The 13,381-nt window shown below is 47.1% G+C and carries 14 protein-coding genes; 10 read left to right on the top strand and 4 right to left on the bottom strand.

Annotation, left to right across the window (positions count from 1 at the left end):
* The first annotated feature begins 3 nt into the window (after nt 1–3).
* From ACFVQB_RS16040 to ACFVQB_RS15995, 10 genes are all read left to right on the top strand, one after another.
* Nucleotides 4–534 carry a cell wall elongation regulator TseB-like domain-containing protein gene (locus tag ACFVQB_RS16040; protein ID WP_379440920.1) on the top strand — a complete coding sequence of 177 codons (531 nt, stop codon included), beginning with the start codon at nt 4–6 and terminating at the stop codon, nt 532–534.
* Between the two features lie 302 nt (nt 535–836).
* Nucleotides 837–1,364, top strand: a complete 528-nt coding sequence (locus ACFVQB_RS16035; RefSeq protein WP_063566800.1) for a hypothetical protein — start codon at nt 837–839, stop codon at nt 1,362–1,364.
* Complete coding sequence (locus ACFVQB_RS16030) at nt 1,357–2,859, top strand: AAA family ATPase (protein WP_379440919.1); 1,503 nt, start codon at nt 1,357–1,359, stop codon at nt 2,857–2,859. Before ACFVQB_RS16035 ends, ACFVQB_RS16030 begins: the two co-directional genes overlap by 8 nt.
* Before the next feature lie 132 nt (nt 2,860–2,991).
* Nucleotides 2,992–3,864: a 3-hydroxyacyl-CoA dehydrogenase family protein gene (locus tag ACFVQB_RS16025; protein ID WP_379440918.1), complete on the top strand. Its 873-nt coding sequence runs from the start codon at nt 2,992–2,994 to the stop codon at nt 3,862–3,864.
* Nucleotides 3,861–5,066 carry an acetate/propionate family kinase gene (locus tag ACFVQB_RS16020; protein ID WP_076288965.1) on the top strand — a complete coding sequence of 402 codons (1,206 nt, stop codon included), beginning with the start codon at nt 3,861–3,863 and terminating at the stop codon, nt 5,064–5,066. The genes ACFVQB_RS16025 and ACFVQB_RS16020 overlap by 4 nt, the downstream gene beginning before the upstream one ends.
* 102 nt (nt 5,067–5,168) lie before the next feature.
* Nucleotides 5,169–6,464 (top strand): asparagine--tRNA ligase, encoded by a 1,296-nt coding sequence (asnS, locus tag ACFVQB_RS16015; protein WP_379440917.1) that lies wholly within the window; start codon nt 5,169–5,171, stop codon nt 6,462–6,464.
* Between the two features lie 17 nt (nt 6,465–6,481).
* Nucleotides 6,482–7,186, top strand: a complete 705-nt coding sequence (locus ACFVQB_RS16010) for a DnaD domain-containing protein (protein ID WP_090902502.1) — start codon at nt 6,482–6,484, stop codon at nt 7,184–7,186.
* A gap of 104 nt (nt 7,187–7,290) precedes the next feature.
* The gene (locus tag ACFVQB_RS16005) at nt 7,291–7,956 is read left to right on the top strand and encodes an RNA polymerase sigma factor (RefSeq protein ID WP_379440916.1); all 666 of its coding nucleotides are present in this window, start codon (nt 7,291–7,293) and stop codon (nt 7,954–7,956) included.
* Entirely contained in the window at nt 7,946–8,398 is a 453-nt protein-coding gene (locus ACFVQB_RS16000; RefSeq protein ID WP_379440915.1) for a hypothetical protein, read from the top strand. The genes ACFVQB_RS16005 and ACFVQB_RS16000 overlap by 11 nt, the downstream gene beginning before the upstream one ends.
* Before the next feature lie 37 nt (nt 8,399–8,435).
* Nucleotides 8,436–9,731: a multi-tm2 domain protein gene (locus ACFVQB_RS15995; protein ID WP_379440914.1), complete on the top strand. Its 1,296-nt coding sequence runs from the start codon at nt 8,436–8,438 to the stop codon at nt 9,729–9,731.
* Nucleotides 9,732–9,939: 208 nt separating this feature from the next.
* Here ACFVQB_RS15995 and ACFVQB_RS15990 read toward each other — a convergent pair whose 3' ends face one another.
* From ACFVQB_RS15990 to proC, 4 genes are read right to left on the bottom strand one after another with little or no spacing between them, the layout of a single operon-like run.
* Nucleotides 9,940–10,593 carry a methylthioribulose 1-phosphate dehydratase gene (locus ACFVQB_RS15990; RefSeq protein ID WP_379440913.1) on the bottom strand — a complete coding sequence of 218 codons (654 nt, stop codon included), beginning with the start codon at nt 10,591–10,593 and terminating at the stop codon, nt 9,940–9,942.
* A gap of 2 nt (nt 10,594–10,595) precedes the next feature.
* Nucleotides 10,596–11,273 carry a 2-hydroxy-3-keto-5-methylthiopentenyl-1-phosphate phosphatase gene (locus tag ACFVQB_RS15985; protein WP_379440912.1) on the bottom strand — a complete coding sequence of 226 codons (678 nt, stop codon included), beginning with the start codon at nt 11,271–11,273 and terminating at the stop codon, nt 10,596–10,598.
* The gene (locus ACFVQB_RS15980; RefSeq protein WP_379440911.1) at nt 11,270–12,493 is read right to left on the bottom strand and encodes a 2,3-diketo-5-methylthiopentyl-1-phosphate enolase; all 1,224 of its coding nucleotides are present in this window, start codon (nt 12,491–12,493) and stop codon (nt 11,270–11,272) included. Before ACFVQB_RS15980 ends, ACFVQB_RS15985 begins: the two co-directional genes overlap by 4 nt.
* Nucleotides 12,490–13,350 carry a pyrroline-5-carboxylate reductase gene (proC, locus tag ACFVQB_RS15975; RefSeq protein WP_076288972.1) on the bottom strand — a complete coding sequence of 287 codons (861 nt, stop codon included), beginning with the start codon at nt 13,348–13,350 and terminating at the stop codon, nt 12,490–12,492. Before proC ends, ACFVQB_RS15980 begins: the two co-directional genes overlap by 4 nt.
* Nucleotides 13,351–13,381: the final 31 nt, after the last annotated feature.

Here is a 13,381-nt window from a genome sequence, read left to right as displayed (position 1 = left end):
CTTTTGAAGAAAAAAAAGAAGTGGATATGGATTTCGCTGCTGCTCCTGGTTCTGATTCTGTTTGGACTTCAGCGTTATTATGTCTATGTTACCCAGGATCAACGCAAGGAAGAGGCGTTGGCCATACAGGCAGCCCAGGAACAGCTGGGGATTACGTCCCACGAAGAGCTGCGTAAGTATGTCTGGGGGCAGAAAGACGGCGGAGACAACATATACTGGACCCTGATCGGCAAAGATAAGGATAACCAGGATGTCATGGTATGGATTAAGTTTGATGAGAATAACAAACCTGTGACGGGAACCAATGCGGTGCACGGTGAACTGTTGAAGAACGGCATGAATGAAGCGCAGATTCGAAATCGGTTCAGCTCTGAAGTTCCAGGTGGGGAGATCAAGCGAATCATGCCAGGCGTTGTGAATGGAATCTATGTATGGCAAGTGTATTATAACGATGATACTCACAACTATTATCGGTTTTACCGCTTCAGTAACGGGGAACAGGTTGACCTGGTCTATACGATTCCGAATAGCTAGCATGAGCAGACGTATTATTGTTTGAAAAGAATACATTAAAGAACCGGCAGACGGAAACCCGACTGGACCGGTTCTTTGACGTATTTTCTTGATCGTTTTGGATTTGAATAGTTAAAATTAATAATTTATTCATATTTTCGCCTTAGATATTGTATATACGATGTGATATACTCAAATATGTATTCAAGGATACATCATGCACAAATAAATCCTGTTAGGCACATCACAGGACATTACGTACCATATTCATATTCTTGCCTACAAGTTATAGGATGGGACAAAATTTAGGAGGGGTAACTCACTTGAAGATAAAAGTATTGCCTATTGCTCTGACTGCCGTCATTTCAGCCGTTGTGTTGTTTGGAGGTTGGTTTGTGTATCGTCATGTGGCTGTGCAAAGCCCAATTGAAAAGATGGTTACCCAGTACGATGGAGTCAATGATGTTCAATTAACTATTAACCGCAATGATGTACAGTTGAAACTCGATTTGCAACCGGATGTTGATCTGGGCAGGTTGGTACAATATATTCACAAAGAAGGACAGACCTTGATTGGCACTCGTTCGTTGAAACTGGATGTCGTGGATCATTCCAACGAAGCGCTAGAGAGCTGGTGGGGAAGTGCCATGTTTACCGTAGCTCAGGCGATGGAGAACAAGCAATACACCGAGATTACACCGACCTTATCTAAAATGGCTACAAATGGGATCAAGGTAAATACAGCCATGGATGACAATAATGTTTATGTCAGTCTCAGAGATGGAGATGCCAGCAAGTTTATTATTTTGCCGCGTGTGCCCGGTCAGATAGGAGTGTGGCCTAATGCCTAAATGGACGAAAGAAATTGCCATTGGATTTGTACCCGTATTGATTATCTTTCTTGCTTTTATCGGTGTAAACATGATTCCCGTTCTGATCGCTGCAATGCTTGTGGGAGCTCTGCTGCTCATGATGCAAATGCGTGGTGGAATTACGGTTGGAGCAGGTCAGGAACGAAAACGCAAGAAAAAAGGACCTTCCAAGCTGACTTTTGAAGAAATCGGTGGTCAGGAAAGTGCCAAGCAGGAACTGAGGGAAGCGCTTGATTTTCTCATTCGGCATGAGGAAATTCAGAAATTTGGTATCCGTCCTTTGAAAGGTATTCTGCTCACTGGCCCTCCAGGAACAGGTAAAACCTTGATGGCCAAAGCTGCTGCTCATTATACGGATTCTGTTTTTGTAGCTGCTTCAGGCAGTGAGTTTGTTGAGATGTATGTTGGTGTAGGTGCAGGCAGAATACGGGATTTGTTCCGTGATGCAAGAACACGTGCCGCTAAAGAAAATAAGGAAAATGCCATTATATTTATCGATGAAATTGATGTGATCGGTGGAAAACGGGAAGGTGGACAACAGCGTGAATATGATCAGACGCTGAATCAGCTGTTGACGGAAATGGATGGCATATACTCTTCCGACACACCGCGCATACTCGTGATCGCTGCTACGAACCGAAAAGAAATGCTCGACAGCGCATTGACACGTCCAGGACGTTTTGACCGTCATATTCAGGTAGACTTGCCGGATAAGAAAGGCAGAAAGCACATACTGGAGCTGCATGCAATCAATAAGCCTCTTATGGAAGGGGTCAGCCTTGAGAAGACAGCAGAAGAATCTTATGGATTCTCTGGGGCACAGCTGGAAAGCGTGATGAACGAAGCTGCAATTTACGCGATGAGAGACGGGCTGCTCAACATTGAACAGCGTCATCTGTCCCTTGCGATTGATAAAGTAATGATGGGTGAGAAGACAGACCGCGAATCGAGCGTGGAAGAGAAGAAAAGAGTCGCTATTCATGAATTGGGACATGCCATCATGGCTGAACTGGTTCGTCCTGGCAGTGTAAGTCAGGTTGCTCTTAGCCCTCGTGGACAGGCCTTGGGATATGTACGTCATAACCCGCAACAAGAGCAATTTCTGTACACGAAGCGCTTCCTGGAAGAGCAGATCATGATTGCCCTCGGAGGTGCAGCAGCGGAGGAAATGTATTACGGTGGACGCAGTACAGGATCACGCAATGACTTTGAACAAGCAACAAATGTGGTACAGACGATGATGGCTTCCGGACTCACAACGTTGGGTATTGTTAACATGGATATGGTAACTACGGAAGAATTGATGCGGGAGAACAAATTGATCCTGCAAGACCTGATGGAACAGACCAAACGATTGCTCGAAGAACAGCGGACAATTTTCGACAATTCCCTCGACACGTTGCTCAGGGAAGAAGTGTTGTCTGGCGATCAATTTCGTTGTCAATTTCGTGACAGCGCCCTTCTACCGGCATAATTTATTTATGTCGGTTATTTTTTTTTACATTTCAGTCGTGCTAAGATATTATTATATGTTGGGTCGAAATTTGTAATTTTCGGCGAACAGGGTACAATAGAGAAATAGAGACCGAAAGGATGGAGCAGAACCATGTTTTTCAAAAAGATAGGAGTTGTCGGCGGCGGCACGATGGGGCAAGGTATTTCCCAGATGCTTGCAGCCAAAGGACTTGATGTGCTTCTGGTGGAGCATACAACGGAGAAGCTGGATCATGCATACAACATGATTGAGGCTAACCTCGATAAACAACTGGAGAAATGGGCCATTACGAAGGCTGAGAAGAAATTGATTCTCTCCCGTATTACCAAAGTTGCTCATTTGGCTGAACTCGGAACTTGCGATATGGTTATTGAGACTATTTCTGAAGATCTTGACGCGAAAAAAGCGGTATTTAGCCAACTTGACCAAGTTTGCCCAAGCAATGTAATTCTTGCAAGTAATACATCCACGCTGAGTTTGACTGAGCTTGCAAGCTCGACCAAATACCCAGAGCGTGTTATTGGTATGCACTTTATTCACCCGGTTTCCCGGGTTGATCTTGTAGAGATTATTCGTGGTCTGAAAACATCTGATACCACATTTGCAGAAACTAGACGTTTTGTGGAAGAAGTCGCGGACAAAAAAGGCGTTATGATCTATGAATCGCCTGGATTTGTTACGTCCAGACTGATCTGTCTTCTGATCAACGAAGCGCTGCATGTACTGCAGGAAGGTGTCGCTTCCGCTGAAGATATTGATGACGCTATGCGTATCGGATACAATTTCCAGCACGGACCGCTTGAGATGGCAGACCGTTTCGGATTGGATTCGGTAGAAGCTGCACTCGAAAGAATGTTCCGTGAATTCGGTGAATTGAAATATCGTCCTTCTACAGTCCTGAAGAAAATGGTGCGTGCAGGACACCTGGGTGTCAAAACAGGCGAAGGATTCTTCAAGTACGACAAGGATGGTGACCGGCTGTGAAAGTACTCGTAATTAATGCGGGGAGTTCCTCGCTCAAATATCAATTGTATAACATGACGGATGAATCCGTATTGGCAAAAGGTCTGGTAGAGCGGATCGGCATGGACTCTTCCATTCTGACGCACAAACCAACGGGCCGTGAGGATGTTACGGAAGTTAGCGAAATTCTCGAACATACTACAGCGATTCGTAAAGTTATTGACATCCTGACAGACAAAGAAAACGGTGTGCTTGGTTCCGTTGATGAAATTCAGGCTGTTGGACATCGTGTGGTTCACGGTGGTGAAGCATTTAAAGAATCAGCATTGGTTGATGATGCTTCCAAAGCAGAAATTCGCCGTCTGTTCGATCTGGCTCCACTGCATAACCCTGCAGCAATGATGGGTATTCGTGCGGCTGAATCCAATATGCCAGGGGTACCACAGGTAATGGTCTTTGATACGGCTTTCCATCAAACGATGCCGGAAAAAGCATATCTGTACGCCATTCCACGTGTGCTTTACAAAAAGTATAAAGTACGTCGTTATGGAGCACATGGTACTTCCCATGATTACGTAAGCAAGGCAGCAGCTGAATATCTGGATCGTCCATTGGAAGATCTGAAGATCATCACATGCCACGTTGGTAATGGTGGTAGCGTAACGGCTGTACAGGGCGGCGTATCCGTGGACACGTCCATGGGCATGACTCCACTCGAAGGATTGATGATGGGAACACGTAGTGGTGACCTGGATCCGGCAATTGTACCTTATGTTATGAACAAGGAAGAACTGAGCGTGAGCGAAGTAAACTCCATGTTAAACAAACATAGTGGACTTCTTGCAATCTCTGGCATCAGCAGCGACATGCGTGAAATCACGGAAGGTATGGAGGCTGGCGATGCTAACTCCACGCTTGCATTCGAGATGTACGAATATCGTTTGCGTAAATACATCGGTTCTTATGCAGCAGCAATGAACGGTGTAGACGTGATCGTATTTACGGCTGGTGTAGGTGAAAACTCCGTTGTTCTTCGCCAAAAAGTATGTGAGCAACTCACGTACCTGGGTGTTGAACTGGATGAAGCGCTGAATGCAATTCGCTCTGGGGAACCACGCCGCATCACAACAGCGAATTCCAAAGTGGACGTTCTCGTAGTTCCTACGAACGAAGAATTGGTGATTGCAAGAGATACACACCGAATCGTATTGAATTCTCTGTAATCTAATTGTAAAGTGAATATAGCATGACAAGGAAGTGCAGGGGACAGGCATATGCCTGCCCGCTGCATTTTCAAATTCAGGATTCCAAGGAGAGATATGGGCATGAGTACGGATTGTGTAATTCGTAATGTGAGTGAGCATGTGGGCGAGACTGTTAAGATCGGCGCCTGGATTAACAACAAACGTTCCAGCGGCAAAATTCAATTTTTGCAACTGCGTGATGGAACCGGATATATTCAAGGGGTAGTGGTTAAGAGTGAAGTCAGCGAAGATATCTGGAATGCTGCGAAGAGCTTGACTCAAGAAAGTTCATTGTATGTAACAGGTATTATCCGCGAAGAACCACGTAGTGCGTCTGGTTATGAGATGACGGTTACTGGCGTGGAAATTATCCATCTGACTGAAAACTATCCAATCACTCCGAAAGAGCATGGGGTAGACTTCCTGATGGATCATCGCCATCTGTGGCTGCGTTCGACAAAACAACGTGCGATTATGGTCATTCGTGCGGAGATCATCCGCGCTGTTCAGCAGTTCTTTGATGGTAACGGATTCACACAGGTTGATCCTCCGATTCTTACACCTTCCTCTGCTGAAGGAACGACGAACTTGTTCCACATCAAATACTTTGATGAAGATGCCTATCTGACACAAAGTGGACAGTTGTATATGGAAGCTGCGGCAATGGCGCTGGGCAAAGTGTACTCCTTCGGTCCTACGTTCCGTGCCGAGAAATCCAAAACACGTCGTCACCTGATCGAGTTCTGGATGATTGAGCCGGAAATGGCGTTTGTGGATCACGAGGAAAGCCTGCGAGTGCAAGAGAAGTTTATTGCGCACGTGGTTCAAACGGTTTTGAAAAACTGCCGTGCTGAACTGGAGTCCATCGGACGTGATGTGTCCAAGCTTGAAAACATTGTAGCTCCATTCCCGCGCATTACTTATGATGAAGCGATTGAGTTCCTGAATGGACAAGGCTTCGATATACCTTGGGGAGAAGACTTCGGTGCTCCGCATGAAACGGCGATTGCCGAGAAATATAATACTCCTGTCTTTATCACACATTATCCGGCTGGAATCAAGGCATTCTACATGAAACCCGATCCAAATCGTCCTGAAGTGGTCCTCTGTGCAGATATGATCGCACCAGAAGGATACGGAGAGATCATTGGTGGTTCCCAGCGTATTGATGATCCGGAACTGATGCAGCAGCGCTTTGATGAGCATCAGTTGTCGGAAGAGGCATATCAGTGGTATCTGGACTTACGTAAATACGGATCGGTTCCTCACTCCGGCTTCGGTCTGGGATTGGAGCGGACGGTAGCATGGATCTGTGGATTGGATCACGTACGTGAGACGATTGCATTCCCACGTATGCTCTATCGTCTGTACCCTTAATGCTTAACCGCGAGTCCATGGAAGAAACCGGCTCCAAAGCCTGGTTGAATGGAGCAGCTTACGGTATGGCATCAGGGACAGCGCAGCTCCCATATGCTTTACTGCGCTATTATCATCAGCTGGGGTTAAGTGATGCAGAGGTACTTCTGCTGATTCAATTGTTTGGATTCCGACAAGTCGAATTCAATGAGTTCCCAACGCTTGAAGAGCTAGCTACCCGTATGGGTCTTGCTCCTGAAGGCATCGCCAGAATGCTGCAACGTCTTATGAGAGACGGGTACATTCACATTGACGAGCATCGGGATGAAGAGCGTGACATTCAGTATGAACGTTATGATCTGCATGGATTGTATGCCAAGCTGGCAGGATGTACAGCAGAGGATATGGCCGTTGCTCGTAAGCAGCAGCTGGACAGTAATGCATTGCGCCCGGATTCGAACAGTGTTCAAAAAGAAGAGGAAGAACGAAATATGTTCTCTATTTTTGAAAAAGAGTTTGGCCGCCCGCTTTCCCCGATGGAATGCGAGACCATATCCGGTTGGCTGGATCAGGATCGCTATCAGGAGGAATTGATTCTCATGGCATTGAAGGAAGCGGTGTTTGCTGGTAAAGTCCATTTCCGCTATATAGACCGAATTCTGCTTGAATGGAGCCGTAACCGCGTGAAGAATGTGCAGGACGCCAAGGCATATACACAACGGTTTCGTAACGGTGGACGTTAACATTAATGTTAGATTAAGCAACAATTTCATTCAGAATAAATCAAAAACAGGCCAGAAGATATTCTGAGCCTGTTTTTTTAGATTATAGAGACGTTAAGTTCCCAGTGGAACTGACTTTTCAGGCAATGTGTAACCTTTTTATAAAAAAAATGAATGAATACGCAGGGGTCAACAAACAAGTTGTCGTCTATTGTAGTGGAGAGGAGGGGAGAGTCATTGATGAAGCGCGCTTAATCGAACAAATCCGTCAAGGCGATACATCCCAGATGCGCTTGTTGATTGAAAAGTACAGCCAGCATGTATACCATGTGGCCTACTCCGTATTGCGGAACGATCAGGATGCACAGGATGCAGCGCAGGAGGCGTTCATTCAGATGGTTAAATCTCTCCCCGATTACCGATCCGAAGGATTCAAAACGTGGTTAACCCGAATTGCCTTTCACAAAGCAATTGATGCTAAACGCAAGCTGGGCAGACGAAGCGCTGAGGATCTGGGCGGAGAAGAAAAAATAATGAACATGCCCGGTCGTGAAGAAGATGTTCTTGCCCGCCTCGTGCGTGAGGAACGTCAGGAAAAGTTACGCGAGCGAATCAATCAGCTGCCTGCCCAGCACAGGGACATTATTACTGCGTATTACTTAAGCGAAAAAAATTATGAGCAGATTGCCCGTGATGCACAGGTGGCAGTAAAAACCGTGGAGTCCCGTCTGTATCGTGCCCGGCAGTGGATTCGAAATCATTGGAAGGAGGATGAGTGGCGTGAGGAATAAAAGGATGTATACCGTCCAGGAATGGACTGATTATATTGAAGGCCGAATGACTGCAAACCAGGCAAGTATGATGGAACAGATGCTTATGGACGTTCCGGAAGCGATGGACAACTATCTCGAAGCACTCGGCATTCATCGGGAGTTGCCACAACTGAAGGACCCGGTAGGCTTCGCCGATTCGGTCATGAATCAAATTACGGAAATGCAATCCTCCAAGCCAAAGCGCAAATCGCGTTCTGGACGAAGACGTCTCTGGCTGGATCACAAAGTGTTTCATTATGCCGTAGCGGCTTGTCTAACGTTAATCTTCCTCTCCTCGGGACTGTTTGACAAGGTAGCGCCTTATCATAAGTTCCAGGAAGGTGATCACAGGGGGTCATTTACGGAAAAATGGACGGAGGCAGCCACTTCATGGCTGGATCACTTCAAGCCTGGACCATAAATTGTTTCGCATTGCCTGAAAAGAAAGGATGACGACTGTGCAATCAGATCGTAACAAATTACTTGCATTTCTATTAAACCTGATTCCGGGTCTGGGTTTTCTCTATTGGGGTCGGCCTGCCAGAGCGGTAATCTATCCATTACTCTTTTTTGGGACAGCTGTTGGTTCGTTTATGCTGGCAATTCTGGTGAGTGAGAGGGAATTAATGATTCTTGGGGCCTTGGGAGCCATATTCTTCTGGTGTGTCAGCATGCTGGATATGATTATCGTTCTGCTGCGTGCCCCATCTCCTAATGATGCCCGATACCATGGATATGGCGCACATTACAGTGGACCGCCTCAGGGGACGGCATATCAGGGAGCATACGCTGGTCAGGAAGGTCATCTGGGACAGATGGAGATGGACCAGGAGGGAATACATCAGCATCAGGGCGCTGAGTATGGTGGCCCCGAAGGGGGTTACGGTCAACCGCTCTATCGGAAAGGTAGTGAAAGCGAACGGTTTTTTACGATTTTACTTTCCTTTGTTCCAGGTCTGGGACACCTTCATCTCGGACTGTTACATCGCGGATTATCGTTCCTGATCGCGTTCTTCGGTTCATTTGCCATGATGGTTTTTGTAGCTTCCATTACGAATGAATCCGTATTTCTGATGTTCTTGCTCATTCTGCCTGTCATTTGGGTATACTGCATGTTTGATGCCGTCCAGCACGTGCATCGCAAGCAGGCTGGTGAGATATTGCAGGATCGAACGTTGTTCGAGGAGCTGGAGATGGGCAGGGCATCTGGACGGCGCAGCAAAGTGCTGGCAACCTTGTTATCAGCCTTTCCGGGTGCGGGTCATCTGTATCTGGGACTGCAAAAAAGAGGCATGCAACTCATGTTCCTCTTTCTCGGCAGCATCTACATTCTGGACCTGCTTCATTTATCGGTGTTCCTGTTCATGATTCCGTTGATTTGGTTCTACAGCTTCTTTGATGGACTTCAGTGTTCAAGCCGGTATGGCCGTGAACCGTTGACAGATCAACCCATTTTCAAGGATTGGGCTCGTCACCAGCGCCTGATAGGATTCGGAATTGCTGCATTGGGACTGTACTATCTGTTTATCCGCTTGGTCATTCCACAGCTGAATGAGATGTTCCCGGATGCCTTTATGACGTACGAGATTCGTTCGTATGTGAACACCGTGATTGTGTCCTTGCTGCTCATTTTTGGCGGTCTGAAGCTGTTGTTTGGCAAGCAGAGGGGGACGGGTATCCATAGTACAGTTCATCGAAATGATGAGGGAGCAGACAGTCTCTTTTTGTTCAAGGATCGGGATGATCGACTGTAGAACTAAAGAACAGTTACACTGACACTACGATGACAGAACAACCTTCCAATCGCTGTTATCCTCAGATTTTATCGATTCCCTTTTCCAAATGGAACAAAGAAATCATAGAAAACAAGGAATTCCCCAAACATAAAAACACGCCGAGGGCTATGTATATCAGCCTTGGCGTGTTTTTGGTTTTTCCGCTTTGATTTCGAATGAATAATTTCTATTTGGTAGCACCCTTCAGCAGAAGTTGACGGTACATCACTTCGAACAGGAACTCGAACGCTTCCAGGTGACGTTTCGCTTCGAAAGCATCCTTGCCCCAGGCATAAATACCGTGATTACGCAGCAAAATTCCCGGTACATTGGCGTCAAGTACACCTGGCACCAATTCAGCGATGGATGGAATATCTGCGAAGTTAGGCAGAACCGGTACACGAATCTCCGCATTTTCTTCCCAGATGTTGAAAGCCTTGATCAATTCGATGCCTTGAATCGGTACGTGTCCATCTGCTCCAAAGAACTCACTGATCAGGTTGTTAAATACGGTATGCACATGGAACACGGCACCGCAGCCGGTTAAACGATAGATTTCGCAGTGAATCAACGTTTCAGCGCTCGGTTTCAGGGTTGTGCTCTCAATGGCCTTACCATGCTTGTCCACAAACAGAAAGTCTTCCGGTGTACGGAGAGATTTGTCTTTCCCTGATGCAGTAACCGCAAAGTAGAACTGCTCCGGGTCGAAGTCGCCCACACGCATCGACAGGTTGCCACTTGTACCAGGGAACCAGTTCCGGCTGGCAAACAGCGCTTTGATATCAGCCAGTTCTTCGAGGACCTGGCGTTTATGTTCCAATGTAATCTTTTCAAAACCCATCTTTACAGCACTCCTTGTGTTTGCTTCTGTTTCATATCTTCCATAATATCGTAGAAGGTTGTGAATGGGACATGATCCACACCCAGCTCTATACACTTATCCGTCAGGATGGAACGGGAGTAGACAAGATCAGCGATTTTGGCGCCTTCAAAATCCGTGAGGCTGTCGCCAATGAGGATACGATTATATTGTTCTTCCGGGAATGTACGAATAACCGTCGTTTTACACATGCCGCAGCCGTTCTCACAAGGAGGCTGACACGGATTAGGCCATTCAATACGGATGAACTCATCTGTGAAATCTGCCCCGTTGCAATAAACGTGATCCTGTGGAATATCGAATGGAGCGAGCAAAGGCTCGATAAAAAAGTCCATTCCGCCGCTGGTGACATTGAATTCAATACCTTCGTCCCGCACGTATGCAAGAAATTCGCTGAACCCTTCTCGGATGCCAGCTTGCCCAAGTACAAATTCCACAATCTCATCTTTCTGCGAAGAAGGCAACAGATCGAACATCGCTCCCACACCTTCGCGGAGCGAAATTCGCTGTTCAATCGTGTCTTTCATAATCGATTCAATACCTTCAGGTTTAAAATGTTTCATAATCGCTACTATATTGTCCGAAAGGGTGATCGTGCCATCAAAATCACAGAAAATGACCGTTTTTTTATCACTTCTCATCGTTCGTCACCCCACAGATCCAGTGCACTTTTCAGCTCGAGATGTTCGACTGCATATTCTGCCAGTGGAATGGAACGCTGGGCTGCCTCGATAGCCTGCAAGAATGCCCGTCCGCCTGCCTCAGTGCCCATGGGATGTCCATGAATGCCTCCACCGGCATTAACGATGACATCGGTGCCGAAGTCACGCAGAATAAGCGGTACAAGCCCCGGATGTATACCAGCCGAAGGCACAGGCATGCTGGTTCTGACCGGAAGCTCAGGTGATAGCAATTGTTCTGTAATGGCCATATTCTCTTCCTTTGGCATTGTCACTGATCCGTAAGGGGAAGGGAAGAGAACCAGATCCGCTCCGGCAAGTCGCATCAGCTGACCCAGCAGGACGGAAGCCGAGATACCATAGTGTGGTGAAGGATATAGTGCACCTGCAAGTGCAGGGTGAGCCATGATCGGCACATTGATGTCCGGATCACTGCTAAGTTCGTGCAGCACGTCATATCCGTAGGACAAGACATTGAACAACAGCGCATTTGCTCCTGCATCTATCGCGCGTTCAGCCTGTTGTTTCAGACGTGAAGTAGGTCCAGTCAAATTCGCGGCATAAAGAAGTTTTTTGCCTGTCTCCTTGCGTGCCTGTTCCGCAGCTTTCATGCAGACCTCGACTCTTTTCTCAATCGGAGTCAGTTTGTTCTCAAACAGAATTTCATCGTCTTTAATCAAGTCTACTCCACCAAGAGCTTGGCGAATAAACTGTTCCCTCAATTCGTCTGCATCCAGTCCAATGACTGATTTAAAGATACTCATTAACAATGGACGATCATGTACACCTAGCAGATCACGAACACCGTTCAGTCCAAACTTGGGACCGGGGAATGCACGGAGGAAATTATCCGAGAATCCAAGCCGTGTCAGTTTGATGCGTCCATCCATTGAGATTTTGCCAAATACCGTCACGAGCAGGGCAGGAATATCACGGCTGAAATTTACATCTGGATAACCGATGGTAATATCAGCGTAACGCTCACCTGGGGCCATGCCCTCAGCTTCATGCACCTCAACGCTGATCACTTCACCCAGATGTTTCTGCATCGCCTCACGCTTGGCCAGAGGTAATTCAGTCCAACTGCCAACAGTCATGCCGACAGCAATGGACTCAGCCTTCTTGCGGAAGTCTGCACGATCATCATGCAGACGATATGTGGCTGTGCACATATTATTCATTTTAAATCTCCTTCCAAAGCAGCTCCCATCTCCCGTGAGCGCTCTGCACAGCGGTTGACGGCTGCGATTACATTTTCAAAGAAATCTCCCTCGTCCAGCGTTTTTAGTGCTGCCTGGGTTGCGCCTCCCGGGGAGGTTACATCACTACGAAGTTTCATTGGTTCCAAGCCAGTCTGTTGCACCATGCGTGAAGCACCCAGTACGGTTTGAACAGTCAGATCGCGGGATTGCTGGCTGGACAAGCCGCCACGAATACCTGCGGCAATCATGGCCTCCATCAAATAGTATACATAAGCCGGACCACTTCCGGAAATACCTGTGAGGACTTCGAGTTTATCTTCAGGCACGATGGTCACGATTCCAACAGCTTCGAACATCGTCATGACTGTACTGCGCTGTTCATCCGTAATCTCTTCAGAGAAGGCAAGTCCGGTTGCGCCAAGTCCGATTGTACTAGATGTATTTGGCATGGTGCGGGCGATCGGTTGCTTGCGTCCCAGTAGGGATTGCATCGTACGGATCGACAATCCGGCAATAACCGAAACGATTAATTGATCAGGCGACAGGAGCGGCCCAAGTTCACGCAGCGCTGCGGCAGCATCCTTCGGTTTCATACAGAGTACAATAACCGGAGAAGCGGCGAGATGATCCAGCGATTGTGCAGCAGTTCCGGTATGTACGGCATAACGGGTGCTGAGCTCCTCCTGACGTTTCTGGTTGCTGCGGTTCAGCATCGTAATATCCTGAGGACGTACGACAAGGCGGGAAATTAATCCGCGCACGATGGCTTCAGCCATCGCACCTGCTCCGTGAAAAGTAATCTTCTGTTGTAATAACGTCTGTTGTTCTTGACTCATATTTATCGTTCCTCCTATATAACTGTAGCTG

Source organism: Paenibacillus sp. NPDC057886 (genome assembly GCF_042796655.1).
Taxonomy (GTDB): domain Bacteria; phylum Bacillota; class Bacilli; order Paenibacillales; family Paenibacillaceae; genus Paenibacillus.
This window is presented reverse-complemented; position numbering and strand designations above follow the sequence as displayed.